The sequence below is a fragment of the Spongiactinospora gelatinilytica genome, from assembly GCF_003236385.1.
In the GTDB taxonomy this organism is placed as follows: Bacteria; Actinomycetota; Actinomycetes; order Streptosporangiales; family Streptosporangiaceae; genus Spongiactinospora; species Spongiactinospora gelatinilytica.
This window is the reverse complement of the sequence record NZ_POUA01000019.1, coordinates 18,417-41,655: the sequence shown is the minus strand read 5'-3', so window position 1 is coordinate 41,655 and position 23,239 is coordinate 18,417. Positions and strand designations below refer to the sequence as shown.

Here is a 23,239-nt window from a genome sequence, read left to right as displayed (position 1 = left end):
GGGTCTGCTTTGGGGGGTTGGGGCGGCCGGGTGGCCGGGCGTGCTCGCGGAGCTGTTCGACGGTGCCGCCGGCGGCCAGGAAGTCGTCAAGGCCGACCTTGGCCCCGTCCTCCCCTTCCGGCAGGTACACGAGTTGGACGCGGGCCCCGCGCGAGCCCAGGAAGAACGAGAGGCCGTCGAGCGCCTTGCGCACCGCGTCCTTGGTCATCACGTCGGAGTCGAACGCCACGTACACGTCACGGCCGTTGAGGGCGACAGACTCCCAGCAGGGCAGTGCGGTCTTGCCGCCGTGCTCGTTGCTGCCACGCCATCCCCACACGCCCAGCAGGGCGACACAGCACAGCCCGGCCGAGACGGCGGAATCGGCCTTCCGCGACCCCTCAGTAATCCACAGAGGCACTGTGGGGTCGCCGAGCTGTTCACGGACCATGGGCGGCACGTCGAGCGCGAGGCGCGACCGTACGGGCGTCTCGTACTTGAGGGTCTTGCCCTCGTTGGACACGCGCGGGGAGTCGGGCCGGTACTGGTGGAGCTTCACCGTGCCGTCTACGCCGTGGATGGGGATCAGCAGGCCGGGGGCGTTGCGCCCGGCTTTGGCGATGCGGATGGAGTCGAGCCGGGTCTTGGTGTCCACGGAGACGTAGCCGCGGGCGCGGGCGACCTCGGGGGTGATGGCGGACTCGGCGAGCAGGCGGGCGTGTTGAGGGAATATCGAACCGCCGTACTCGTTGCGCGGAGATGTCACGATGCCTGCCGTGCCGCCTGCCGCTCCCGTTCCCGGTGCTCCCACGCCTCGACGTCCTCAAGGGCGTAGAGCACTTGCCTGCCGGGCTTCCAGCTCCTTGGGCCCCGGCCGATGTGTCTCCAGTACCGAAGGGTCTCCGGTGACGTACGCAGCCGCTCGGCCAGTTCCGCAGTGGTCAGGTACTTCATGGCCACGCTCTCCAGGTAGGTTTGTTTTCCTACTCTTAGAGTAAGTTGCGTTAGCTACCGCGTAAGAGCGTTGACATACTCGGGATGTCGCGTAACCTACTCGGTATGCGCATATACATTGGCTACGGGGGCTGGGTCGCGGTCGATGGACTCGACTTGCCCGGCCCGCTCTACGTCCGGGTGCGCGAAGAGGGTGACCGCCTGCGAGTCAGCGAGTTCTACCTCGACGCGAGCACGAGCCACACGGCGATCGACGGCAACGACCTGCGTAACATCCCGTTCCAGCAGCTCGAAACCTTCATCAACGCGAACGCCGAGCACGTGAAGCCCGTCATGGGCCTCCCTGCACCCGATCTATCGACTCTCGCGAGCTACTACCAGACCGGCTTCGGCAACACGGAACGCCAGATAGCAGAAGGCAACTGGGTGGTGGCCAGCTTCGCGGCACAGTCCATCCCGGCCGACCGCGACAGTGACACCGACCCCGACTCGGGGGTTCGCATCAAGCGCGTGCCCCGCCAACACCCCCCCGGGGATGGCTGGAAGAGCCTGCGGAGCGAGGAGCGCGACTATCGCCTCCCCTGTGGTCCGAAGGATGGCGTGACAGACGAGTTCCTACGCAAGGTCGCCCGCGCTTACAACGCTGCCATACTGCGCGGCGAGAGGCCGAATGTGGCAATCGCCGAGCAGACCGGCTACCAGATCAAGTCGGCGCAAAGGTGGGTCTATACGGCCCGACAGCGCGGGATCATGCCGCGCGGCCGGAAGGGACGGGCAGGCTGATGGCATCGATCAAAAAGCGGCCTGACGGCAAATGGCGTGCCCGGTTTCGAGACGACACCGGTAAGGAGCACGCGAAACACTTCGCGCGGAAGGTCGACGCTCAGGCATGGCTGGACGAGAAGACGGCGAGTCTGGTCACTGGAACCTACGTCGATCCGAAGACAGCCCGGGTCACGGTGGCGGAATGGTGCGCAACGTGGCTGGAGGGCTATGCCACACGTAGGTCATCGACCGTCCGACAGGCCCGCGTGCATATAGCGCAGATCGTGACCGCCTTCGGGCCAATGAAGCTCTCGGCGGTCCGGCCTTCGCACGTGAAGTCGTGGACCGCACGATTGCGCGGCGAAGGGCGAGCCGAGTCCTACGTCTATGCCTTGCATGCCAGGCTGGCTCAGATCATGGGAGACGCGGTACACGACGGGATCATCCCGCGCTCACCGTGTTCGCGGAGGACTTCACCAGGGGCCGGAAAGCAACGGGCGTATGTCGCGACCACCGCCCAGGTGTGGGCCCTGTATGACGCGATGCCGGAGCGCTTCGGGGCGGCCGTCCTGCTCGGTGCCTTCGTCGGACTTCGCATCGCCGAAGCGTGTGGTCTGCGAGTCGCGGACATCGACTTCATGCGCGGTGTCGTACATCCCCGTGTTCAGTACCCAGTCGAGCCGTTGAAGACCGAGATCTCGCGTACGTCGGTGCCCATCCCTCAGTCGCTCGCCGCCCAGTTATCGGCGCACGTGGCCGAGTGGCCGGGGGAGACGCTGTTGACCAACGATCGCGGCGAGCAGCTCGGGCCGTGGGCGTTGGAGCGTGAGATGCGCAAAGCCCGCGAGAAGGTTCATGACCTTCCCACGGGCTTCCGCTTCCACGACTTGCGGCACTATCTCGCGTCGCTGCTGATCGCCTCCGGCGCTGATGTGAAGGTGGTGCAGGCCCGCCTACGGCACGCCAGCGCCAAGACGACCCTGGACACCTACGGGCACCTCTGGCCGGACTCCGACGAGTCCACCAGGGCGGCGCTCGATGCGGTTCTCCAAGATCGTGCGGACTCCCTGCGGACTCAGCGGATAGCGCGGTGACTCCGATGCAGGTCGTACCGCATGAGCGGCCTACACGTCGTAGTACAGCTCGAACTCGTGCGGGTGCGGGCGCAGGCGGATCGGGTCGACCTCGTTGGCCCGCTTGTAGTTGATCCACGTCTCGATCAGGTCGGGCGTGAACACGCCGCCCTCCAGCAGGAACTCGTGGTCGGCGGCGAGCGCGTCGAGGACCTCCGGCAGCGAGGCGGGCACCTGCGCGATGTCGCGGGCCTCCTCGGGCGGCAGCTCGTAGAGGTCCTTGTCCACCGGCTCCGGCGGCTCGATCTTGTTGCGGATGCCGTCGATGCCCGCCATCAGCATGGCCGCGAACGCGAAGTACGGGTTGCACGACGGGTCCGGAACGCGGAACTCGATGCGCTTGGCCTTCGGGTTGGAGCCCGTGATCGGGATGCGGACGCAGGCCGAGCGGTTGCGCTGGGAGTAGACCAGGTTGACCGGGGCCTCGTAGCCGGGGACCAGACGGTGGTAGGAGTTGACCGTCGGGTTGGTGAAGGCCAGCAGCGCCGGGGCGTGCCGCAGCAGGCCGCCGATGTAGTAGCGGGCGGTGTCGGACAGGCCCGCGTAGCCCACCTCGTCGTAGAACAGCGGCTCGCCGTCCTTCCACAGCGACTGGTGGCAGTGCATGCCCGAGCCGTTGTCACCGTAGATCGGCTTGGGCATGAAGGTGACCGTGTGGCCGTGCTCCAGCGCCGTGCTCTTGATGACGTACTTGTAGAGCATCATGTTGTCGGCCGTCTTGAGCAGCGGGCCGAACCTGAAGTCGATCTCCGCCTGGCCCGCCGTGCCGACCTCGTGGTGCTGCATCTCGACGTCGATGCCGACCTCGATGAGCTTCCTGACCATCTCCGAGCGCAGGTCGGTGAAGTGGTCCATGGGCGGGACCGGGAAATAGCCGCCCTTGTAGCGGGGCTTGTAGCCGAGGTTGCCGCCCTCGGACGCCTTGCCGGTGTTCCAGGCGCCCTCGATGGAGTCGATGTAGTAGAAGCCGGCGTTCGGGCTGGTCTCGAAGCGGACGTCGTCGAAGATGTAGAACTCGGCCTCAGGGCCGAAGTAGGCGGTGTCGGCGATGCCCGTGCCCTTGAGGTACTCCTCCGCCTTGCGCGCGACGTTTCGCGGGTCCCGGCTGTAGGCCTCGCCGGTCAGCGGGTCGTGCACGAAGAAGTTGATGTTCAGCGTCTTGTGCGGGCGGAACGGGTCGATCACGGCCGTGGACGGGTCCGGCAGCAGCAGCATGTCCGACTCGTGGATGGCCTGGAAGCCGCGGATGGACGACCCGTCGAACATGAGGCCGTCGGTGAAGACTCTGGCCCCGAAGTTCTCCACGGGAAAGGTGAAGTGGTGCGTCGTTCCCGGTAGGTCGGTGAACCTGACGTCGACGAACTGCACCTCTTCGTCCCTGATGAACTTCAGGACGTCGTCGGCTGAGCTAAACACTCCAAAACCTCCCAACGGCACAGGCTTGCAGTCCCGAACGTATGGCTGCGCCGTTTCCGACCCATGTCTCGCTTGTTTCGCACATGTTAAGCGGGCGGACATCGGCACAGGCCGCGGGTGAGATGCCGCACCGGCCCACCGGGCGGCTACCGTACAGATATGACCACCAGGCAGGGCCCCCGCTGGACGCAGTCGCTGCTGATCGGCATCCGGGGCGATGACTCTGACGCGGAGGGGAGCCGGCTCGGGCTGCCCGAGAAGGGGCCCGGCTCGGTCGCGAGCTGGCCGCGCAGGATCGGCGCGATCACGATCGACTGGATGATCTGCACCTGGGCCATCGCCGAGGGCCTGCTGCGGCTTCCCGCCATCGACTACCCGCTGGCCGGGCTCGGCGTCTTCGCCGTTGCGTGCCTGCTGCTGATCGGCACCACGGGGATGACGTTCGGCATGCGCCTGACCGGCATCCGGGTGGCCACGCTCGACGGCGGCAGGCCCGCGTTCGTCCCGGTCGTGGTGCGCACCCTGCTGCTCTGCCTCGCGCTGCCCGCCCTGGTGTGGGACCGCGACCGGCGCGGCCTGCACGACCGCGCGGCGGGCACCGTCGTGGTGCACCTCTGACCCGCGGGCGCGCTCACGCCTCGCAGGTGAATATCGCGGTGCCCGGGATGAGGGCGCCGCGCAGTGGGCTCCAGCCGTTCCAGGCGCGCCGGTGGCCCTTGGGCCACTCGGGCTCCAGCAGGCCCGTCAGGCGCAGGCCCGCGCCCGCGATCAGGCCGATCCAGTCGCCCATCGTGCGGTGGTGCTCGACATAGGTCGGCGTGCCGTCCTCGGCCGCCTCGACGTACGGCCTGCGGTCGAAGTAGGAGCGGTCGGCGGTGAGCCCGCGCCTGCCCGGGTCGTCGGGGAAGGCCCACCGCACCGGATGGGTGACCGAGAACACGAACCGCCCGCCCGGCCGCAGCACCCTGCGCACCTCGCCGAGCACCGCCCCGGCGTCGGCGACGAACGGCAGCGCGCCGTAGGCCGAGCAGGCCAGGTCGAAACTCGCGTCCGCGAACGGGACGCGCCGCGCGTCGGCCTGCACGGCCGCCAGCCGTACGCCGCTCGCCTCGTCGATCCGCCGCGAATGCCGCAACTGCCGCGCCGACAGGTCGAACCCGGTGGCCTGCGCCCCCTGCGCCGCCAGCCACCGCCCGGCCTGCCCCGCGCCGCAGCCGACCTCCAGCACGCGCCGCCCGGCCACCTCGCCGAGCAGCCCCGCCGCGGCCTCGTCCAGCCCCTCGGGGCACCACACGAAACCGACGTCGCGCAGGAACGCGCCGTGTTCGACCTGGTAGGAGTCGGCTGCCGAGTCCCACCAGCCGCGATTGGCCCGCGCGGTGGCCTCGGCCCCGACCTCGTGGTATCCGGCCGCCGCAGCCTCGGCCATCAACGGCCCTTCGGCCGGGGGCCACCGCCGCCGCGCGGCATCCGCACGTTGCGCGGCATCGGCCCCTTGGGCACCGGGATGTTCGTCGGTAGCGCCCGCAGCCGGGACTTGACCTCCTCCACCGCGGGCTTGCGCAGGTTGCGCGGCAGCTTCATCAGGTGGCGCTGCAACTTGGGCAGCGGGATCTGGCCCTCGCCGTCGCCGCACTGGACGTCGTAGACGGGCACCTCCATGGCCACCCGCTGGAGGCGCTTCTTCTCCGCCACCAGCATCCGCTGGACGCGCGAGCCGGGCCCTTCCGACACCAGCACGATGCCGGGGTAGCCGACGACGCGGTGGATCACGTCCTGGTCACGGTTGACCGCGACGGCGGGGGAGACGTCCCACTTGCCGCGCATGCTCTGGAGGATCGCCGCCGCCGCGCCGACCTGGCCGTCCAGCAGCCGGTACTGCGCCCGCTGGGCGAGCTGGCCGAACACGACCAGGCCCACGATCAGCGCGAGTGGGATGCCGAGCACGAGCATGTACCAGAACCAGCCGGTCACCACACCGATCACGACGCACAAGGCGAACGTGCCCAGCGCGGCCGCGAAGACGATGGGCATCCCCTTGGGGTTGGCCTGCTGGATGATCTGCGCGATCATCCGGAGCTGCTTGATGCGCCCCGGGCGGTCTGCGGTCGCGGGGTCTGTGGGCTTCTTCGCCATGTTATGCAGCATACAAACGGGGGCCTGGTGAGATGAAAACGAGACCCCCGGCCCCCGCGCGGCGGCGGGGGCCGACAAGCGGCGGGGCGGTCAGCCCGCGGTGGACTGACGCGCCTGGACGGCCTGCTGGTAGAGCCTGCCCGCGCGGTAGGAGGAGCGCACCAGCGGCCCGGAGAGCACGCCCGCGAACCCGATCCCCTCGGCCTCGCCGGACAGCTCCACGAACTCCTCCGGCTTGACCCAGCGGTCCACCGGGTGGTGGCGGGGGGTCGGCCGGAGGTACTGGGTGATGGTCAGCAGGTCGCACCCGGCCTCGTGCAGGTCGCGCATGGCCTCGATGATCTCTTCGCGGGTCTCGCCCATGCCCAGGATGAGGTTGGACTTGGTGACCAGCCCGGCCCCGCGGGCCATCCTGATCACCTCCAGCGAGCGCTCGTAGCGGAACCCCGGGCGGATGCGCCGGAAGATCCGCGGCACGGTCTCGATGTTGTGCGCGAAGACCTCGGGACGGCTGCCGAAGACCTCTTCCAGCTGACCGCCGTCGCCGTTGAAGTCGGGGACGAGAAGCTCGACGCCGCAGCCCGGCACGGCCTTGTGGATCTGCCTGGCGGTCTCGGCGTACAGCCAGGAGGCGCCGTCGGGCAGGTCGTCGCGGGCCACGCCGGTCACCGTGGCGTAGCGCAGGCCCATCCGCTTGACCGAGTCGGCGACCCGGCGCGGCTCGTCCCGGTCGTAGCCGACCGGCTTGCCGGTGTCGATCAGGCAGAAGTCGCAGCGGCGGGTGCACTGGTCGCCGCCGATCAGGAAGGTCGCCTCGCGGTCTTCCCAGCACTCGTAGATGTTGGGGCAGCCCGCCTCTTCACAGACCGTGTGCAGGCCCTCGCGCCGTACCAGCGACTTCAGCTCGCTGTATTCGGGGCCCGTCTTCAACCGGGTCTTGATCCAGGGGGGCTTGCGCTCTATCGGGGTCTGGCTGTTTCGCACCTCCAGGCGGAGGAGCTTACGGCCTTCAGGAGCAACGGTCACGTCATCCAGCTTAAGTCCCGGCCGGCGGCGCGCTCTACGGGGTACCGTCCCCGGGCCCGGCGGCGGCGCCGCCTCATGTGATCAGGGAGAAGCCGCGCAGCGCGCGCGTGTAGTGGGCGAGCAGTTACTCATCGACGGCGGCCGATTCGCCGTCGCCCAGCAGGCTCCGCGCGGACCCCTCGGAAGGCGTCTCGGCGCCGCGCCGGGCCCACATGCCCGCCTTCGCGGCGAACGAGCCCTCGGCCAACGAACCGGTGATCGACATGGCCGCAATGGTGACATCCGCCACCGACAACCGCCACCGGATCCGCACGGAAGCCTCAGGGGCGCAGCACGTCTTCCTCGGGCAGGTCGTAGGGCTCCATGCCGAGCGCTTCGGCCAGCCGCTTCTCGGCGTACGGCATGACCTCGTCCACCACGATCCTGCGCCCGGTCTCGGCCGACAGCGAGGACACCTGGGCCCCGGCGATGCCGCACGGGACGATCCGGTCGAACCAACTCGCGTCGGTGGCGCAGTTGAGCGCGAACCCGTGCATGGTGACGCCTCCGGTCACCCGGATGCCGATCGCGCCCAGCCCCCTGACCGGATCTCCGTCGCCGGACCCGCCCGTCCAGACGCCGCTGCGTCCCGCGACGCGCCCGGCGCGCACCCCGAAGTCGGCGCAGATCTGGATCAACACGTCTTCGAGCAGCCGGATGTAGCCCTCCACGCCGAGCGACGGGGGCAGCGCGATGATCGGGTAACCGACCAACTGGCCGGGCCCGTGCCAGGTCATCCGGCCGCCCCGATCGACGTCGATGACGGGCGTGCCGTCGGCGGGCCGTTCGTGCGCGACGGTGCGGCGGCCGGCCGTGTAAACCGGCGCGTGCTCCAGCATCAGGCAGGTGTCCGGAGCCGCGCCGCCCGCCCGGCCGGCGTGGATCCGCCGCTGCAACTCCCATGCCTGCTCGTAGGGAACGTCGACCCCCAGCCGCACGATCGCCACCGCCGGTGTGCCGCCGCTGCGCGCCGTGGGGCGCATGTGCCGATTGTGTCGTTCCCTCACGCCACAAGCGTAGTACTCAGGACGTCAGCAGCCGCGGCTCGATCCGCAACTCCTTCACCCCGCCCGTGCCGTCGGGCTGGACGTGGTAGGCGTATCCGGCCGGATCGACCGTCACCGCCTGCACGAACTCGGTGCCGACGTAGTGCAGCGCGACCCCCTCGTCGGCCGCGTAGCCCTCGGGCAGCGCGCCGCCGGCGATCGACTCGTGCAGCACCGGACGCCGCTGCGGCTCGGAGTTGTAGTGGACGCCGCAGGAGTAGGGGAGCAGGGCGAGCCCTTCGGCCCATGGGCGCAGCTCCGGGCCGAAGGAGTCGGTGTTGCCGCCGACGTGCCAGCACAGCGCGCCCGCGCTCTGGCCGGACAGCACGACGCCCGCCCGCCACGCCTCGGCGAACGCCTCGCCCAGCCCGTGCGTGCGCCACAGGGCGGCCAGATTGGCGACGCTGCCGCCGGTGACGTAGATGACGTCCTGTTCGAGGATCCAGGCGCGCGGGTCTTCGACGTTGGGCATCGGGAACACGGTGAGATGACTGACCTCGGCGTCGAAGCGCTGGAACGCACCGTACATCTTGGCCAGGACGTCGGTGTCGTCGCCGACCGCGGTGGCCACCAGGCCGAGTTTGGGCCGGTCCTGCCCGGTGAGGTCGAGGGCGTATCTCATCAGGGGGCTCGGCTCCCAGAACGCGTAGCACCGCACCTGCCGGAACGATCCACCACCAATGGCGAGGATATGGGACTGACCGGCCCTGCTCATACGGCTCTCCAGAATGGGGGGACAAATGAATGGATATCTCAAAATATGGCGGAAAATGCTTGGTCGAGACTCTTGTGGCGGAATATATATCCGCTTTCGGTCAGCTTTCCGGGGAGCGCCCGGGGGCCGGCAAGGACCCCCTCATCGGCGAAGCCCCCCAGTGCCAGGCGAAGCGCGAACGACGGAGGGCCGAGCGGCATCGCCGGTCGGCGCAACGCCTTGGCCAAGGTTCGAGTGAAATCTACATTGTTAACCGGGGCAGGGGAAGTCACATTGACCGGCCCAGTTATTTCGGGTTTGTGTAGGATGTATCGGACAGCGTCCACCCAGTCTTCTCTGGTTACCCAGGACCAGAACTGCCTGCCGGAGCCCAGCGGCGCGCCCAGGCCCAGCCGGAAGATCGGCAACATCCTGGCCAGCGCCCCGCCCGTGGCACTGAGCGCCATCGAGGTGCGCAGCGGCACCACCCGGATGCCCGCCTCTTCCGCCCGCAGGGCCTCGGCCTCCCAGCGCGTCACGAGCGTCGGCAGGAACCCCTCGCCTGCGGGGGCGGACTCGTCCACGACGCGGTCGCCGGTGTCGCCGTAGTAGTGGATGCCCGAGCCCGACAGCAGCGCCTCGGGCTTGCCGGCGAGCCCGCTGAGCGCGGTGACCAGGGTGCGGGTGCCGTCGATCCGGCTGCGGACGATCTCCCGCCGGTAGGCGGGCGTCCAGCGCCGGTCACCGATCCCGGCCCCGGCCAGATGGACCACCGCCTGCGCGCCCTCCAGCACGCCGGGGTCGATCAGACCCTCCCGGGGGTTCCAGAACGACTCGTCGGGGCCTTGCGCGGCCCGCCGTACCAAACACACCACTCGGTGCCCGTCCTGGCGCAGCGCCGCGCTCAGCGCGGTGCCCAGCAGTCCTGACCCGCCAGTCAAGATGATCGTCACAGTGCCAACCTACGCCCCTGCCACCGGTCCGGCGAGGACATCGCGACCGATAGGGCCCCCTGACAAAGCCCCCGGATTCGTCCACGAGCTTTCGCGCGCAAGCGAAAGGCCGGGCCCGCCCGCCGAAGCGGGCGGACCCGGCCACAGGCCCGGCACCGTGCCCCCGGAGGGGAACGGTCAGGAGGGAAGGCCGAGCTGGTTTTCGAAACGGCCCTCTTCCAGGCGGCGCTTGATCGTGGTGAGGAAGCGCGCGGCGTCGGCGCCGTCGATCAGCCGGTGGTCGTAGGTGAGGGCCAGGTAGACCATCGAACGGACCGCGATGACCTCGCCGAGGTCGGGGTCGTCCACCACGGCGGCCCGCTTGACCACCGCGCCGGTGCCCAGCATGCCGACCTGCGGCTGGAACAGGATCGGCGTGTCGAACAGCGCGCCCCTACTGCCGGTGTTGGTGAGCGTGAACGTCGCGCCGGCCAGCTCGTCCGGACTCACCTTGTTGGCGCGGAACCGGTCGGCCAGGTCGGCGATCTTACGCGCGAGGCCGGGCATGTTGAGGTCGCCCGCGTTGCGCACGGTCACCGCGGCGAGCCCCTTCTCGGCGTCCACCGCGATGCCGAGGTGCTCGACGTCGTGGTAGGTCACCTCGTTGGTCTCGCTGTTGATCACCGCGTTCATCTTCGGGTGCTGCTTGAGCGCCTCGACCGTGGCCAGCGCGAAGAACGGCAGGAACGACAGCTTGACGCCCTCGCGCCGCAGGAACTCCTCCTTCGCCCGCTCACGCAGCCGGGCGATCTTCGTCACGTCGACCTCGACGACCGTCGTGAGCTGCGCGGAGGTCTGCAGTGACTCCACCGTGCGCTTGGCGATGGTCTGCCGCAGCCGGGACATCTTCTCGGTACGGCCGCGCAGCGCGGTGTCGACCTGCACCGGCTCGGGGGCCGCGGCGGGAGCGGCGGCCGGAGCCTGGGCGGCCGGAGCGGCGGGCGCGGCCGGAGCCGCGGGCTGCGCCGGGGCCTGCTGGGCGGTCGCGGCCTGCTCGCGCTGGGCGCGGGCGGCCTCAAGGACGTCCTGCTTGCGGATGCGCCCGCCGACGCCCGTGCCGTTCAGGGTGTCCAGGTCGACCCCGTGCTCGCCGGCGAGCTTGCGCACCAGCGGCGTGACGTACGGTGCCTCGCCGGTGGAGGGCAGCGGGGTGGGCGGCGGCGGAGCCTGCTCGGCCGGAGCCGGAGCCGGAGCCGGTGCCGCCGGAGCGGGCGCCTGCGGCTGCGGCGCGGGAGGCGCCTGCTGGGCGGCCGGGGCCGGCTGCGGGATCGAGGACGGCGGCTCGGGCTGCGGCTCCGGTGCGGGAGGCGCGGCGGGCGCCGGCTGGGCCTGAGGTTCGGGCGCGGGCTGCTCGGCGGGGGCGGCCGCCCCGGCGCCTGAGCCCGACTCGTCGATCACCGCCAGCTCGGCGCCGACCTCGACCGTCTCGTCTTCTGCGACGACGATCCTGGTGAGCACGCCGCCGGAGGGCGAGGGGATCTCGGTGTCCACCTTGTCGGTGGATACCTCAAGGAGCGGCTCGTCGGCTTCGACGCGCTCGCCTTCCTTCTTCAGCCAACGGGTGACAGTGCCTTCGGTGACGCTCTCGCCGAGCTGGGGCATCGTTACGGAGACCGGCATGTGTGATTCTTCTCTCGCGTTTCCTGGGTTTCGCGGGCTTGTGGTCAGTTGTGTACGTGGAGCGGCTTGCCGGCCAGCGCCAGCATCGCCTCGCCCACGGCCTCGGACTGCGTGGGGTGGGCGTGGATGAGCTGCGCCACTTCGGCGGGCAGGGCCTCCCAGTTGTAGATGAGCTGTCCCTCGGTCACCAGCTCACCGACGCGGCGGCCGACCATGTGCACTCCGAGCACCGGGCCGTCCTGCTGCGCGATGATCTTGACCGAGCCCTGCGTCTGCAGGATCTGGCTCTTCGGGTTGCCCGCGAGGTCGTAGGTCATCTCGACGGTTTCGAGACCCCGCTCGCGCGCCTTGGCCGTGGTGATGCCGACCGAGGCGACCTCGGGGTCGGAGTAGGTGATCCTGGGCACGCCGTCGTAGTCGATCGGGATCGGGCCAAGGCCGGCGATGTGCTCGGCGACCAGGATGCCCTCGGCGAATCCCGCGTGCGCGAGCTGCGGCGTGGGGATCAGGTCGCCGACGGCGTAGACGCCGGGGACACCGGTCCGGCAGTACTCGTCCACCACGACCGTGCCGCGCTCGACGCGCACCCCGGCCTCCTCATAGCCGAGCCCCGCCGTGACCGGCCCGCGGCCGACCGCGACCAGCAGCAGCTCCGCGTCGAGGGTCTTGCCGCCTTCGAGGGTGACCACCACCCCGGTCTCGGTGACCTTGACGCTGTCGAACCGGCTGCCCAGCTCATAGCGGATGCCCCGGCGGCGGAACGCGCGCTCCAGGGCCTTGGAGCTCGACTCCTCCTCCAGCGGCAGCAGGTGGGGCAGCGCCTCGACGATGGTGACCTCGGCCCCGAACGAGCGCCACAGGCTGGCGAACTCGACGCCGATCACGCCGCCGCCCAGCACGATCACCGAGGCGGGCACCCGGCCCAGCGTGAGCGCGTGGTCGCTGGTGATGATCCGCTCACCGTCGATCTTCAGGCCGGGCAGCGACCGCGGCTCGGAGCCGGTGGCGAGTACCACGTTGGCGGCCCGGTAGGTCTGCCCGCCGACGCTCACCTGACCGGGCTCGGCGAGGCGGCCCTCGCCCTCGACGATGGTGACCCCCTTGCTCTTCAGGAGCCCCTGAACGCCTTTCCACGCCCTGGTGACGATCTTGTCACGAAATCCGTGCACGCCCTCGATGTCGATGCCCTCGAACCGGGCCTTGACCCCGAACGTGGCGGCTTCGCGGGTCTCGTCGGCCACCTCGGCCGCGTGCAGGAACGTCTTGGTGGGGATGCACCCCCGGTGCAGGCAGGTGCCGCCGATCTTGTCCTTCTCGATCAGCGCGACCTTACTGCCCAGCTCTGCCGCCCGCAGGGCGCAGGCGTAGCCTCCGCTGCCGCCGCCCAGGACGACGATGTCGAAGTCGTTGGGGCTGCCTTCAGCCACGGGATAGCTCCTTGTCGGATTGGTCTTTCGCCGAGGCCAGGCGGGTGGCCCGCCCTCGGCAATGGCATCTTTTCACTTGTGCGCGCGGTCCGTGACCAGGTTGGGGGTGGGCCCGGGGGTCAGCGCGCGTACCGCTCCGCGATGCCGACGAGGGTCCGGGTGATGGCCCCCGTACCGCCCTTCGGCGTGTACCCGTGCGGCTCGCCCTTGTTGAAGGCCGGGCCGGCGATGTCGAGATGCGCCCACCGAACCCCCTCGGGCACGAACTCGCGCAGGAAGATCCCCGCGGTGAGCATCGCGCCCCACCGCTCGGGCTGCAGGTTGGCGATGTCGGCCACCGCCGAGTCGAGCCCCTTGCGCAGCTCGGCGGGCAGCGGCATGCCCCACGCGCCCTCGCCCTGCGCCGCGGCGATGTCCACGACCTCCTGGCGCAGCTCGTCGTCGTTGGACATGACCCCGGCGGTGCGCCAGCCGAGGGCGACGATCTGCGCGCCGGTCAGCGTGGCGACGTCGACGATCAGGTCGGGGTCGTCCTGGGCGGCGCGGGCGATGCCGTCGATCAGCACCAGGCGGCCCTCGGCGTCGGTGTCGAGGACCTCGACGGTCTTGCCGCTGTAGCTGGTGAACACATCGGAGGGACGCTGCGCGGTGCCGCTCGGCATGTTCTCCGCCAGGCACAGGTAGCCGATCACGTTGACCGGCAGGCCCAGCCGGGCCACGCCGACGATGGAGCCGAACACGGCGCCGGCGCCGCCCATATCGGACTTCATCCAGTCCATCGAGGCGGACGGCTTGAGCGACAGGCCGCCGGAGTCGAAGGTGATGCCCTTGCCGACGAAGGCGATGGTCTGGGCGGCCTCGGGGTGGGTGTAGGCCAGCCGTACCAGGCGGGGCGGCCGGGCCGAGCCCTGGCCGACGGCGACGATGCCGCCGTAGCCGCCCTCGCGCAGCTCCGTCTCGTCCAGGACCTCGACCGACAGGCCGTGCTCGGCCCCGGCCTGCTCGGCCAGTTCGGCGAACCGCGCCGGCCACAGGTCGGAAGGCGGGGTGTTGACCAGGTCGCGGACCAGGCTCACCGACTCGGCCACGACCGCGGCCCGCTCGACAGAGGCGGCGGCGCCCTCGGCCGCGCTGAGCACGGTCACCTCGGCGACCGGCTCGGGCACGTCGCCGGTGGTGCGGTACTTCGTGAACGTGTAGGCGCCCAGCAGGCCGCCGGTGGCGACCGCGTGGGCCTGCTCGGCCGTGCCGGCGGGCAGCGCGAGCGCGACCCGGGAGGTGCCGGTCAGCGCGCGTACGGCGGCGCCCGCCGCACGGCGCAGGACTTCGAGGTCGTAGCCGTCTTCGCCGGGCTCGTCGCCGAGCCCCGCCACCACCAGGACCGGTGCGGGCAGCGCCCCCAGCGTCGGGACCTTGGTGATCTCGCCCGCCTTGCCCTTGGCGCCAAGTGCGGCCAGCGTGGCGGCGAACGTGCCGCCCAGGGCCGCGTCGAGTCCTTCGGCTCCGGGCGCGGAGCGGGGCCCGTCTGCTCCGGAATGGATTCCGACGACCAGCGCGTCGGTGTCGAGCGAGACGGAATCAGATGTGTTCAGCCGCACAGTGGTCACGTGAGCCGATGCTATCTGTGCGGACAGCTTAGGCATAAACGAGGGTTCGTCCCACCAATTCGTGTCCTCACCCTGCGTGGTCAGAACACTGCGAACACCAGCAGCGCGGCGGTCGCCGCGACCTCGCACAGGCCGCCCAGCACGTCACCCGTCACGCCCCCGAACCGGTTCGCCGCACGCCGTCCGACCGCCCAGGCGGCCAGCAGCCCGGCGAGCGCGGCGCCGGGCAGGATGAGCGCGAGCGGGCCGGTCATGGGGACGGACAGCGGCCATGTGAAGACCCCGATGGAGTATTTCAGCCCGGGTTCGAGGAAGGCGGCGCCCTCGCCCGAGGAGGCCTCGGGGTAGCTGCGGTCGAAGGACTCGTTCACCACGTATGTCCAGCCGTCCGTCTCGGCGAGGAGGCCCAAAGTGGCCAGCGCGATCAGGGACAGGGCGGTGACGCCGAGCGCCGCCCACCGCCCTACGGTGCCCGCGACCATCGCGCCGAGCCCGTCCGGACGGGCGGCGGGCACCCCGGCCCGGCAGCCCCACATGATCGCCAGCCGCCCGGTGACGCACGCCGTGACCAGGGCGAGCGGGCCTATCTCGCTCCGGGCCAGTGCGATCACCTGCACCAGCAGCACCAGGCAGAGTGTCACGACGCCGAACGGGCCGATGTCCGAGCGGCGCATGACGTCCAGCGCCTCGGCGGCGGGCTTGCCGCTGCCGACGCCGTCGGCCATGTCGGCCAGGCCGTCCAGGTGCAGCGCCCGCGTGAGCAGCGCGAGCGCGGCCACGGCGAGCACGGCCGACAGCAGGGTCTCGCCGGTGAACAGGCCCGCCACCGTGAAGACCACCGCCGCCGCGACGCCGAGCAGCGCCCCGGCCAGCGGGGCGGCGAGCATGCCGCGGCGGGCCACCGCCCGGTCCACCTCGACATGGCCGACACGCAAGATCGTGAAGGTGCCGAGGGCGAACCGGATCGCGGTCAGTAATCCAGAGGTCGATCCCTTGTCGTCAGGCATGACGGCAGATGCTATCCCTGTGCGATTCCCGCCGCGTCAGACCGGCAGCGGCACCGGCCTGCCCGCGACGACCAGGAAGGACTCCTCCGACTCGCAGGCGAGTGCCTGGTTGAGCCGGCCCAGCGCGTCGCGGAACACCCGCCCGCTGCGGGTCGCCGGCACCACGCCCAGCCCCACTTCGTCGGAGACCGCGACCACCCGGGCCCCGGTACGCCGCCAGGCCGCCACCAGCTCCGCGCGGCGTTCCGCCACGGCGGCCTCGGCCCCCGGATCGTCGTCCCAGGCCCCGCACTCGCCGAGCACCGCGGCCAGCCAGGTGCCGATGCCGTCGATGAGCAGCGGCGCGTCCGGCGCCGCCGCGCGCAGCACCCCGGCCAGGTCGGTGGACTCGACGGTCTCCCAGTGCGCCGGACGGCGGCGGCGGTGCGTCTCGACCCTGGCCCGCCACTCCGCGTCGCCGCCCGGCTCGCCGGTCGCCACATAGGTGACCGCCGGCTCGGCGGCCAGCCTCAGTTCCGCCTCGGCGGACTTCCCGGACCGCGACCCGCCCAGCAGCAGCGTCCGCCGCGCCGGCCTGGGTGTGGTCGGCGGGGCGTCGCCGGCCGCCACGACCGTCCCGTCGGGCACGGCCAGCGCCCCCCACAGCGCCAGCCGGCGGCGCAGCTCCGCCTCCGAGGGGACCCGGTGGTCGATGCCCACCGCGACCACGTGCGTGCGGGCGTCCACCGCGCCCGCGCGGCGCAGCAACCCCAGCCGGGACGGCTCGCCGAGCAGATCGACCGCCACGACGTCGAACGCGGACACCGACGGCCCCGGCCGCCCGGTGTGGTGCAGCAGCAGGCGCGCGCCGCCTGGGGCGGTGACCTCAAGGCCCAGCGCGGATTCCCGCACGGCGTATCCGGGGGGCGGGGGAGCGGGCGAGCCGAGGCGCAGGACGCCGTCCACGACGATCTCCAGCGGACGGCGGTGCGTGCCCTCGGCCGCCGCCCGCCCGCACGACGCGCACGGGCATCCGCCGGGGGGGTGGCCGGGCGCGCCCGCCGTACCCCTGAACTCCACCTTCATCCGGTCAGACTACGCATCTGATCTCGTGGGGTAGAGGATGGGACAAGGTGTCTCCGGGACGGGATGATGTCGTCCGTACCGCCGAGACTACTGAAATGACTGGGGTGAGTCACGAGAGATGGCACGGGGATGGCTCGGTACAGGGTTCGCCGAGCGATTCAGGGCGCACCCGCCGAACCCGCGTAAAGGAGCGTATGGCATGGTGTGGCGCTGGCGTTACGAGAACGCGTCCGGTGGCGAGGTGACCGAGCGGATTCTGCCCCGCGAGCTGTTCCAGAGCCAGGCGGACGCGGAGTCATGGCTCGGCGAGAACTGGGGCGAGCTGCTGGAGCTGGGCGTGGAGCGGGTCACGCTGCTGGAGGAGGACCGCGTCGAGTACGCGGGGATGTCACTGCGGCCGGAGTGAACGGCGAGGCCCCTTGGCGGTCCGCGCTCCGCGGCGCCGCCAAGGGGCCTCGCACCGGGGCCGGGAGAGCGTCAGTCACGGGTCTTGGGGCTCATCCGCTCCACCAGAGAGCCGTCGCGCTGGACGTGCTCCCCGAGCACCTGGTCGATCCGCTCCAGCACGTCGGCGCCCAGTTTCACACCGCTCGCCTTCACGTTCTCCCGAACCTGATCGGGGCGGGTGGCGCCGATGATGGCCGAGGAGACGTCCGGGTTCTGCAGCACCCACGCGATGGCGAGCTGGGCCATGCTCAGCCCGAGATCGGCGGCGATCGGCCGCAGGTCCTGCACCCGGGTGAGCAGGTCGTCGTTCATGAACCGCCCGATCGGCCCGGCGCTCACCGGGTCGGCCGCCCGCGAACCGCTCGGCGGGGCCTGGCCCGGCAGGTACTTCCCGGTCAGCACCCCCTGCGCGATCGGCGACCAGACGACCTGCCCGACGCCCTCCCGGCTGCACAACGGCACGACGTCGGCCTCGATGATGCGCCACAGCATGGAGTACTGCGGCTGGTTGGACACCAGCCGGTCGAAGCCCATCTGGTCGGCGATCTCCAGCGCCCGCTGGATCTGAGGGGCCGTCCACTCGCTGACGCCGACATAGAGGATCTTGCCCCGGCGCACGAGGTCGTCAAAGGTCTTTAGGGTCTCCTCCAGCGGGGTCTCATAGTCGTACCGGTGCGCCTGGTAGAGATCGACGTAGTCGGTCCCCAGCCGGCGCAGCGAACCGTCGATCGCCTCGGTGAGGTGCTTGCGGGACAGGCCGCGGTCGTTCTGGCCGTCGCCGGTCGGCCAGAAAACCTTGGTGAAGATCTCCACCGACTCCCGGCGCACGCCTTTCAGGGCGCGGCCGAGCACCTCCTCCGCCCTGGTGCCGGCGTAGACGTCGGCGGTGTCGAAGGTCGTGATGCCCTCGTCGAGCGCCGCCCGCACACACGCGTGCGCGGCCTCCTCCTCCACCTGGGATCCATGGGTGATCCAGTTGCCATAGCTGATCTCGCTGACCATCAGGCCGCTGCGGCCGAGATGCCGGAATTCCATACATCTGACCCTAAACCGCGGTAATAGAAAGATCCGCTTCGGCTAGTGTGCCCCGTGATGTCGACGAGCTCATTGCGCCGCAGCGGCGCGGCGGGGCCCCGCCTCCTGGCCGCGGGGCTGCTGGTGGCGGGCGTGGTACTGGTGGTGGCCGGGGTGCGGGCGCTGCGGGCGTCCGCCGTACGGGAGGCCGCGCCCGATCACGAGCCGGGGCCGATGGTCACGTCGTGGCCGCCGGACCCGATCCTGGGCAAGCCCACGGAAGACGATCTCAAGCGCCATCGGCGGCCCGCCCGCATCCCGAAGTTCATCACCGCGCTGGAACGGGCCGCCGGTGAGCCGCGTCGCGAGCCGGGGCCGGGTCCCGGGCCGCGCCTGCCGCTGGTGCGCTGGGGCGCGGCCGCCATCGCCACCGGGCTTGTGGTCTTCCTGGCGATGGCCTTCGAGCAGGCGGTCTTCCGCAAGGACCCTGCGACCCTGGAACAGGAGCACACCGGCACCGGCGGCGAAGGGCTGCTTCCCGTGTGGGGCGTCGAGGACTCCGGGTGCCCGCTTCCGGAGGACCAGAACGAGGGGGAGTGGGGCACGACGGCCTACGTCTGCTCCGGGCAGGAGGACTTCGTGGCCGGGCCCCGCGTCGTCGCGTCGCCCAAGCGGGTCGAGACGCCCGCTCCCGTACCGGTCGATCCGATGGCCACCGGCCACGCCCGCGCGGCCGGATGCGCGCCGCTGGACGCCGCGCCCGTCGTACGGCCGGTCAGGCCCGCCGTGACGCGCGCCGTGGGCCACCAGTGGCGGCGGATCGAGACCTGGCTGCGGGCCAACGCCCCGGACACCTACCGGACGCTGAAGCGCCCGGCCAGGGCCGGCATCATCGCCAAGGCCGAAGCGCAGATGGGCGTGCGGTTCCCGGACGACCTGCGGGCCTCACTGCTGCGGCACAACGGCGCGGTGAACCGGGCGGGAGCCTTCGGCTACCTCGGAGCCACGGCGATGGGCGTGCGGGAGATACGCGACAACTGGCGGGTCAACTGCCGTGTGGTGGCCGCCCAGGGCGGCGCGATGAGCCCGCGCGAGGGTTGGTGGCACGGCAGGCTGGTGCCGTTCGGCGACTACGGCAACGGTGACCTGATGGTCACCGACTCCTCGGGCGGGGAGGTCGGCGAGGCGAACCACGAGACGGGGCTGCGCTTCGACGGGGCCGTCCCCAGCTATCACGCCATGCTCAAGCGCACCGCGGACGCCCTGCTACGCGGCAGGCCCGTCGAAGGGATGTACCCGGTCGTCAAGAACGGCCGCCTGGAATGGGACACCCGGCGCGGCTGAGCCAGGTGGTACCTGTCCTACCTGTCCTTTGGCTGCTTGGGCGGCACCGGCCTGCCGCCGGGCAGGAACAGCGGCGGCGGGAAGCGCAGCTTGCGGATCTGCAGCGCGCGCATCGCCGCGTAGAAGCCGACGCCCCGCACGCTCTCGTCGGGGAACTTCTCCGCCGCGACCTTCTTGACCTTCCACGACACCCAGATGGAGGTGAACAGCACGCCGACCATCATGACCGGCCAGCCCACGGTGATGACCACCGTATAGACGTAGCCCTGGACGGGCGGCGGGAAGGGGATCATCGTGGCCAGCAGGATCACCAGCGAGAACGGCAGGAAGTACTGGCTCACGATGCGCCGCGAGTCGACCCAGTCACGGGCGAACCTGCGCACCGGGCCACGGTCGCGGGCCGGGAGGTACTTCTCCTCGCCGCGCATCATGCCCTCACGGGCACGCGAGCGCTCGGCCGCCTGCCGCTCGCGCATCTGGCGGTAGGCCTCCTTGCGGTTGGCAGGCGCGGTGACCGGCCTGCGCCGCTGCTTCTCCGCGTCACTGCGCTTACGCGTAGGGCGGCCCTTGCCCTGGGGCTTAGGATCGGTTATGGAGTTATCGTTGGCGAGGACGGGGGACTCGTCCACGTCCTGCTGGGTGCGGCGTCGGAACACGGTGTCAGCCTACCGGGAGTGCAACTTAATGACGCCCCCGCGCGTTATGCGTAGGGTAATCCCAAGGCGGCTCCATTGGGGGCGTACGAGCGGGGAGACCCGAGGCGGAAGTGAAGAAGGGGACGGCCAACGCGCATGAGCGTGATGAAGAGACTTTCCATGATCTTCAAGTCCAAGGCCAACAAGGCCCTGGACAAGATGGAAGATCCGCGCGAGACCCTTGACTACTCCTACCAGCGGCAGCTTGAGCTGCTGCAGAAGGTGCGCAGAGGAGTCGCCGACGTGGCCACCTCGCGCAAGCGGGTCGAGTTGCAGATCAATCAGCTCGAACAGCAGGGCACCCGCCTGGAGGAGCAGGGGCGCAAGGCGTTGGCGGCCGGCCGCGAAGACCTCGCCCGAGAGGCGCTGACGCGCCGCAGCGGCCTGCAGACCCAGGTCGCCGACCTGCGCTTGCAGCACAACAACCTCCAGGCCGAAGAGGAGAAGCTGACCACGGCCTCCCACCGGCTACAGGCCAAGGTCGACGCCTTCCGCACCAAGAAGGAGACCATCAAGGCCACCTACACCGCGGCCGAGGCGCAGACCCGGATCAACGAGGCGTTCTCCGGCATCTCCGAGGAGATGGGCGACGTCGGCCTGGCGATCCAGCGCGCCGAGGACAAGACCGCGCAGATGCAGGCGCGGGCCGGGGCCATCGACGAGCTGCTGGCCAGCGGCGCGCTCGAAGACTTCACCGGCCAGCGCGACGACATCCAGGCCGAGCTGGACCGCATGGGCGGGGGCAACGACGTCGAGCTGGAGCTGCAGCGGATGAAGGCGGAGCTGGGCCAGGGGCCCGCGCCGCGTGACGCGATCGGACCGGGCCAGCCCGGCCAGGCCCAGCAGCAGCCCCAGTACCAGCAGCAGCAGCCGCCCCAGGACTACCAGCAGCACCAGGACCGCCCCCCGACGCAGCCGTACCAGGCACAGCCACACCGGCCGGGGGAGGGCGCATGATCGTCCGCATCATGGGAGAGGGCCAGATCGAGGTGGCCGCCGCCGACATCGGCGTCCTCAACGATCTGGACGGCGAGCTGGAGGCGGCGATCCAGACGGGCGACGAGTCCGTCTTCCGGGCCCGCCTGCACGCTCTGCTGGACAAGGTCCGCGAGGTCGGCAAGTCGCTGCCGGACAACAGCCTGGAGCCCTCCGAGCTGATCCTGCCGCCGTCCGACGCCTCCATGGAGGAGGTCCGGGAAATGCTCGGCGACGAGGGGCTCATCCCCGGCTGAGCGCGCGAGACCGGCCGGATGACACCCGCTTTTCCGGTGATCGGGCACGTCACGGCAGGGCGCGCCCTGGATCGGTCACCGGTACGGGCGGATAGCGTGGTGTCATGACACGTACCCGGTTCGCCGCTGACCGGGGCCTGACCGGCCGCATGGTCATCACCCTGTTCCTGATCGGCCTGCTCTACGTCGCCTTCGTGGCGGTCCTCATCGCCTTGGGAGTGCGGGCCCTGACGGTGCTGGCGCTGGCCTTGGTGCTGCTGGTCGTCCAGTACTTCCTGTCCGACAAGATCGCCCTGTTCGCGATGAACGGGCGAGAGGTCACCCCGCGGCAGGCACCCGAGCTGCACGGGGCGATCGATCGGCTGTGCGCCATGGCCGACATGCCCAAGCCCAAGGTGGCGATCGCCGACTCGGACGTCCCCAACGCGTTCGCCACCGGGCGCAGCCAGAAGAAATCCGTGGTCTGCGTGACCACGGGCCTGCTCCGCCGCCTCGAACCCGACGAGCTGGAAGGCGTGCTCGCGCACGAGATGTCCCATGTCGCGCACCGCGACGTGGTGGTGATGACGATCGCCTCCTTTCTCGGCATCGTGGCGGGGCTGATGACCCGCTTCGCCCTCTACAGCGGCCTCGGCCGCGGCCGGGACAACCGCGGCGGCCCGCCGATCGGGCTGATCATCCTGCTGGTGTCCGGCCTGGTCTACGCGCTGAGCTTCCTGCTCACCCGGGCCCTGTCCCGCTACCGCGAACTCGCCGCCGACCGCGCCGCCGCGCTGCTCACCCAGCGGCCCTCGGCGCTGGCCAGCGCGCTGACCAAGGTGAACGGCGAGATGGGCCGCATCCCGACCCGCGACCTGCGCAGGGCCGAGCCGTTCAACGCCTTCTTCTTCGCGCCCGCGCTGTCCTCAGGCGCGAGCCTGGCTGCGCTGCTGTCCACCCACCCGCCCCTTGCGCGGCGGCTCCAGCAGCTCGCCGAGATCTCGGCGCAGCTCGGCCGGGGCGTGTGATGGGCTGGCTGGACGCGCTGCTCGGCCGGAGCAGGCCCAAAAAGCCCGATCTTTCCGCGCTGTTCGCGCTGCCCTCCGCCGCGGTCACCCTTGAGGCGGCCACCGGCCTGACCCCGTCGGGCACCGGGTCCGTGGCCTTCCGCGCGGCCGAGGGCGGCGCGTTCGCCGCGCTCACCCGCGACGCCAAGGCGCTGCTCGGCGACGGCGTGGAGGAGTCGGTCGACCCCTACGGCTACACCTGGCTGCTGCTGCGCCGCCCTTCCGCCGACCTCGGCTCCCTGGTCACCGAACTGCACGCGGTCAACTCCACCCTGGAGAGCGCCGGGTTCGGGCCGTCACTGCTGTGCTCGCTGGTGTCCTTCACCGGCGGGGAGCGCCGGCTGGCCATCGTCTACCTCTACAAGCGCGGCACGTTCTACCCCTTCGCCCCGCTCACCGGTGAACACCGTGACAACGCCCTGGAGCTACAGGTCCGGGCCGCCGTCTCTGGCGAGCTGAAGATCGAGCCCGACCTCGGCAGATGGTTCCCCGTATGGGGCGCGCCCGGGCTCTGACCCGAATTCGGGTCGTGACGTCCGGCGCGTCGCCTGCCAG

26 protein-coding genes are annotated in these 23,239 nt (G+C 70.7%); 9 read left to right on the top strand and 17 right to left on the bottom strand.

Annotation, left to right across the window (positions count from 1 at the left end; genetic code table 11):
* Together C1I98_RS04405 and C1I98_RS04400 are read right to left on the bottom strand one after the other, a co-directional pair.
* A partial coding sequence (locus tag C1I98_RS04405) for a DUF3854 domain-containing protein (protein WP_146607278.1) occupies window positions 1-745 on the bottom strand: 745 nt, incomplete at its 3' end.
* Window positions 742-933, bottom strand: a complete 192-nt coding sequence (locus C1I98_RS04400) for a helix-turn-helix domain-containing protein (protein WP_111165778.1) — start codon at window positions 931-933, stop codon at window positions 742-744. The genes C1I98_RS04400 and C1I98_RS04405, both read right to left, overlap by 4 nt.
* A gap of 105 nt (window positions 934-1,038) precedes the next feature.
* On the opposite strand from C1I98_RS04400, the gene C1I98_RS04395 reads away from it, so the two are divergent.
* Together C1I98_RS04395 and C1I98_RS04390 are read left to right on the top strand one after the other, a co-directional pair.
* Window positions 1,039-1,716 (top strand): hypothetical protein, encoded by a 678-nt coding sequence (locus C1I98_RS04395; RefSeq protein WP_111165777.1) that lies wholly within the window; start codon window positions 1,039-1,041, stop codon window positions 1,714-1,716.
* Window positions 1,716-2,792, top strand: coding sequence for a site-specific integrase (locus tag C1I98_RS04390; RefSeq protein WP_111165776.1), 1,077 nt, complete (start codon window positions 1,716-1,718; stop codon window positions 2,790-2,792). Before C1I98_RS04395 ends, C1I98_RS04390 begins: the two co-directional genes overlap by 1 nt.
* Before the next feature lie 30 nt (window positions 2,793-2,822).
* Here the strand turns inward: C1I98_RS04390 and glnA are convergent, their stop codons facing one another.
* Window positions 2,823-4,247: a type I glutamate--ammonia ligase gene (gene glnA, locus C1I98_RS04385; RefSeq protein WP_111165775.1), complete on the bottom strand. Its 1,425-nt coding sequence runs from the start codon at window positions 4,245-4,247 to the stop codon at window positions 2,823-2,825.
* Between the two features lie 159 nt (window positions 4,248-4,406).
* On the opposite strand from glnA, the gene C1I98_RS04380 reads away from it, so the two are divergent.
* Complete coding sequence (locus C1I98_RS04380) at window positions 4,407-4,865, top strand: RDD family protein (protein ID WP_111165774.1); 459 nt, start codon at window positions 4,407-4,409, stop codon at window positions 4,863-4,865.
* A gap of 13 nt (window positions 4,866-4,878) precedes the next feature.
* Here the strand turns inward: C1I98_RS04380 and C1I98_RS04375 are convergent, their stop codons facing one another.
* The 12 genes from C1I98_RS04375 to C1I98_RS04320 all read right to left on the bottom strand — a co-directional run bounded on the left by C1I98_RS04375 (window position 4,879) and on the right by C1I98_RS04320 (window position 16,906).
* Window positions 4,879-5,676 (bottom strand): class I SAM-dependent methyltransferase, encoded by a 798-nt coding sequence (locus tag C1I98_RS04375; RefSeq protein WP_111165773.1) that lies wholly within the window; start codon window positions 5,674-5,676, stop codon window positions 4,879-4,881.
* Window positions 5,676-6,383 (bottom strand): DUF4191 domain-containing protein, encoded by a 708-nt coding sequence (locus tag C1I98_RS04370; protein ID WP_111165772.1) that lies wholly within the window; start codon window positions 6,381-6,383, stop codon window positions 5,676-5,678. Before C1I98_RS04370 ends, C1I98_RS04375 begins: the two co-directional genes overlap by 1 nt.
* 90 nt (window positions 6,384-6,473) lie before the next feature.
* Window positions 6,474-7,409 carry a lipoyl synthase gene (lipA, locus tag C1I98_RS04365; RefSeq protein WP_111165771.1) on the bottom strand — a complete coding sequence of 312 codons (936 nt, stop codon included), beginning with the start codon at window positions 7,407-7,409 and terminating at the stop codon, window positions 6,474-6,476.
* A 124-nt stretch (window positions 7,410-7,533) separates the two neighbouring features.
* Complete coding sequence (locus tag C1I98_RS41165; protein ID WP_158557909.1) at window positions 7,534-7,674, bottom strand: hypothetical protein; 141 nt, start codon at window positions 7,672-7,674, stop codon at window positions 7,534-7,536.
* Between the two features lie 55 nt (window positions 7,675-7,729).
* Window positions 7,730-8,431: a lipoyl(octanoyl) transferase LipB gene (gene lipB, locus C1I98_RS04355; RefSeq protein ID WP_111165769.1), complete on the bottom strand. Its 702-nt coding sequence runs from the start codon at window positions 8,429-8,431 to the stop codon at window positions 7,730-7,732.
* Between the two features lie 40 nt (window positions 8,432-8,471).
* Window positions 8,472-9,116 carry a Type 1 glutamine amidotransferase-like domain-containing protein gene (locus C1I98_RS04350; protein ID WP_306461839.1) on the bottom strand — a complete coding sequence of 215 codons (645 nt, stop codon included), beginning with the start codon at window positions 9,114-9,116 and terminating at the stop codon, window positions 8,472-8,474.
* A gap of 131 nt (window positions 9,117-9,247) precedes the next feature.
* Entirely contained in the window at window positions 9,248-10,141 is an 894-nt protein-coding gene (locus tag C1I98_RS04345; protein ID WP_111165767.1) for a TIGR01777 family oxidoreductase, read from the bottom strand.
* A 177-nt stretch (window positions 10,142-10,318) separates the two neighbouring features.
* Window positions 10,319-11,800: a 2-oxoglutarate dehydrogenase, E2 component, dihydrolipoamide succinyltransferase gene (sucB, locus tag C1I98_RS04340; RefSeq protein ID WP_111165766.1), complete on the bottom strand. Its 1,482-nt coding sequence runs from the start codon at window positions 11,798-11,800 to the stop codon at window positions 10,319-10,321.
* A 44-nt stretch (window positions 11,801-11,844) separates the two neighbouring features.
* Complete coding sequence (gene lpdA, locus C1I98_RS04335; protein ID WP_111165765.1) at window positions 11,845-13,227, bottom strand: dihydrolipoyl dehydrogenase; 1,383 nt, start codon at window positions 13,225-13,227, stop codon at window positions 11,845-11,847.
* A gap of 119 nt (window positions 13,228-13,346) precedes the next feature.
* The gene (locus C1I98_RS04330) at window positions 13,347-14,870 is read right to left on the bottom strand and encodes a leucyl aminopeptidase (protein WP_111165764.1); all 1,524 of its coding nucleotides are present in this window, start codon (window positions 14,868-14,870) and stop codon (window positions 13,347-13,349) included.
* A 44-nt stretch (window positions 14,871-14,914) separates the two neighbouring features.
* Window positions 14,915-15,841 carry an adenosylcobinamide-GDP ribazoletransferase gene (locus tag C1I98_RS04325; protein WP_111165763.1) on the bottom strand — a complete coding sequence of 309 codons (927 nt, stop codon included), beginning with the start codon at window positions 15,839-15,841 and terminating at the stop codon, window positions 14,915-14,917.
* A 36-nt stretch (window positions 15,842-15,877) separates the two neighbouring features.
* A complete protein-coding gene (locus C1I98_RS04320; RefSeq protein WP_111165762.1) occupies window positions 15,878-16,906 on the bottom strand; it encodes a bifunctional adenosylcobinamide kinase/adenosylcobinamide-phosphate guanylyltransferase in 1,029 nt (342 codons plus the stop codon).
* Window positions 16,907-17,105: 199 nt separating this feature from the next.
* Between C1I98_RS04320 and C1I98_RS04315 the strand changes: the two genes are divergently transcribed.
* The gene (locus C1I98_RS04315) at window positions 17,106-17,312 is read left to right on the top strand and encodes a hypothetical protein (RefSeq protein WP_111165761.1); all 207 of its coding nucleotides are present in this window, start codon (window positions 17,106-17,108) and stop codon (window positions 17,310-17,312) included.
* Between the two features lie 71 nt (window positions 17,313-17,383).
* On the opposite strand, the gene C1I98_RS04310 is transcribed toward C1I98_RS04315, so the two are convergent.
* On the bottom strand, window positions 17,384-18,388 hold the full coding sequence (locus C1I98_RS04310) for an aldo/keto reductase family protein (protein WP_111165760.1): 1,005 nt from the start codon (window positions 18,386-18,388) through the stop codon (window positions 17,384-17,386).
* 57 nt (window positions 18,389-18,445) lie between these two features.
* Between C1I98_RS04310 and C1I98_RS04305 the strand changes: the two genes are divergently transcribed.
* Window positions 18,446-19,711 (top strand): SMI1/KNR4 family protein, encoded by a 1,266-nt coding sequence (locus C1I98_RS04305; protein WP_146607277.1) that lies wholly within the window; start codon window positions 18,446-18,448, stop codon window positions 19,709-19,711.
* 17 nt (window positions 19,712-19,728) lie between these two features.
* On the opposite strand, the gene C1I98_RS04300 is transcribed toward C1I98_RS04305, so the two are convergent.
* Window positions 19,729-20,367 carry a DUF3043 domain-containing protein gene (locus C1I98_RS04300; protein ID WP_111165758.1) on the bottom strand — a complete coding sequence of 213 codons (639 nt, stop codon included), beginning with the start codon at window positions 20,365-20,367 and terminating at the stop codon, window positions 19,729-19,731.
* Between the two features lie 135 nt (window positions 20,368-20,502).
* On the opposite strand from C1I98_RS04300, the gene C1I98_RS04295 reads away from it, so the two are divergent.
* The 4 genes from C1I98_RS04295 to pspAB all read left to right on the top strand — a co-directional run bounded on the left by C1I98_RS04295 (window position 20,503) and on the right by pspAB (window position 23,199).
* Complete coding sequence (locus C1I98_RS04295) at window positions 20,503-21,363, top strand: PspA/IM30 family protein (protein WP_199536713.1); 861 nt, start codon at window positions 20,503-20,505, stop codon at window positions 21,361-21,363.
* Entirely contained in the window at window positions 21,360-21,638 is a 279-nt protein-coding gene (gene pspAA / locus C1I98_RS04290; RefSeq protein ID WP_111165757.1) for a PspA-associated protein PspAA, read from the top strand. Before C1I98_RS04295 ends, pspAA begins: the two co-directional genes overlap by 4 nt.
* Before the next feature lie 104 nt (window positions 21,639-21,742).
* Complete coding sequence (gene htpX / locus C1I98_RS04285) at window positions 21,743-22,645, top strand: zinc metalloprotease HtpX (protein ID WP_111165756.1); 903 nt, start codon at window positions 21,743-21,745, stop codon at window positions 22,643-22,645.
* Window positions 22,645-23,199, top strand: a complete 555-nt coding sequence (gene pspAB / locus C1I98_RS04280; protein WP_111165755.1) for a PspA-associated protein PspAB — start codon at window positions 22,645-22,647, stop codon at window positions 23,197-23,199. The genes htpX and pspAB overlap by 1 nt, the downstream gene beginning before the upstream one ends.
* The last annotated feature ends 40 nt before the right edge of the window (window positions 23,200-23,239 follow it).

Excerpts from the sequence above, each read along its gene's own strand:
- C1I98_RS04400 (WP_111165778.1), bottom strand. The coding sequence starts at position 933 with ATGAAGTACCTGACCACTGCGGAACTGGCCGAGCGGCTGCGTACGTCA.
- C1I98_RS04395 (WP_111165777.1), top strand. The coding sequence starts at position 1,039 with ATGCGCATATACATTGGCTACGGGGGCTGGGTCGCGGTCGATGGACTC.
- C1I98_RS04390 (WP_111165776.1), top strand. The coding sequence starts at position 1,716 with ATGGCATCGATCAAAAAGCGGCCTGACGGCAAATGGCGTGCCCGGTTT.
- C1I98_RS04380 (WP_111165774.1), top strand. The coding sequence starts at position 4,407 with ATGACCACCAGGCAGGGCCCCCGCTGGACGCAGTCGCTGCTGATCGGC.
- C1I98_RS04375 (WP_111165773.1), bottom strand. The coding sequence starts at position 5,676 with ATGGCCGAGGCTGCGGCGGCCGGATACCACGAGGTCGGGGCCGAGGCC.
- C1I98_RS04370 (WP_111165772.1), bottom strand. The coding sequence starts at position 6,383 with ATGGCGAAGAAGCCCACAGACCCCGCGACCGCAGACCGCCCGGGGCGC.
- C1I98_RS41165 (WP_158557909.1), bottom strand. The coding sequence starts at position 7,674 with ATGTCGATCACCGGTTCGTTGGCCGAGGGCTCGTTCGCCGCGAAGGCG.
- lipB (WP_111165769.1), bottom strand. The coding sequence starts at position 8,431 with ATGCGCCCCACGGCGCGCAGCGGCGGCACACCGGCGGTGGCGATCGTG.
- C1I98_RS04350 (WP_306461839.1), bottom strand. The coding sequence starts at position 9,116 with ATGAGATACGCCCTCGACCTCACCGGGCAGGACCGGCCCAAACTCGGC.
- sucB (WP_111165766.1), bottom strand. The coding sequence starts at position 11,800 with ATGCCGGTCTCCGTAACGATGCCCCAGCTCGGCGAGAGCGTCACCGAA.
- C1I98_RS04330 (WP_111165764.1), bottom strand. The coding sequence starts at position 14,870 with ATGCCTAAGCTGTCCGCACAGATAGCATCGGCTCACGTGACCACTGTG.
- C1I98_RS04325 (WP_111165763.1), bottom strand. The coding sequence starts at position 15,841 with ATGCCTGACGACAAGGGATCGACCTCTGGATTACTGACCGCGATCCGG.
- C1I98_RS04320 (WP_111165762.1), bottom strand. The coding sequence starts at position 16,906 with ATGAAGGTGGAGTTCAGGGGTACGGCGGGCGCGCCCGGCCACCCCCCC.
- C1I98_RS04315 (WP_111165761.1), top strand. The coding sequence starts at position 17,106 with ATGGTGTGGCGCTGGCGTTACGAGAACGCGTCCGGTGGCGAGGTGACC.
- C1I98_RS04310 (WP_111165760.1), bottom strand. The coding sequence starts at position 18,388 with ATGGAATTCCGGCATCTCGGCCGCAGCGGCCTGATGGTCAGCGAGATC.
- C1I98_RS04305 (WP_146607277.1), top strand. The coding sequence starts at position 18,446 with ATGTCGACGAGCTCATTGCGCCGCAGCGGCGCGGCGGGGCCCCGCCTC.
- C1I98_RS04295 (WP_199536713.1), top strand. The coding sequence starts at position 20,503 with ATGAGCGTGATGAAGAGACTTTCCATGATCTTCAAGTCCAAGGCCAAC.
- pspAA (WP_111165757.1), top strand. The coding sequence starts at position 21,360 with ATGATCGTCCGCATCATGGGAGAGGGCCAGATCGAGGTGGCCGCCGCC.
- htpX (WP_111165756.1), top strand. The coding sequence starts at position 21,743 with ATGACACGTACCCGGTTCGCCGCTGACCGGGGCCTGACCGGCCGCATG.
- pspAB (WP_111165755.1), top strand. The coding sequence starts at position 22,645 with ATGGGCTGGCTGGACGCGCTGCTCGGCCGGAGCAGGCCCAAAAAGCCC.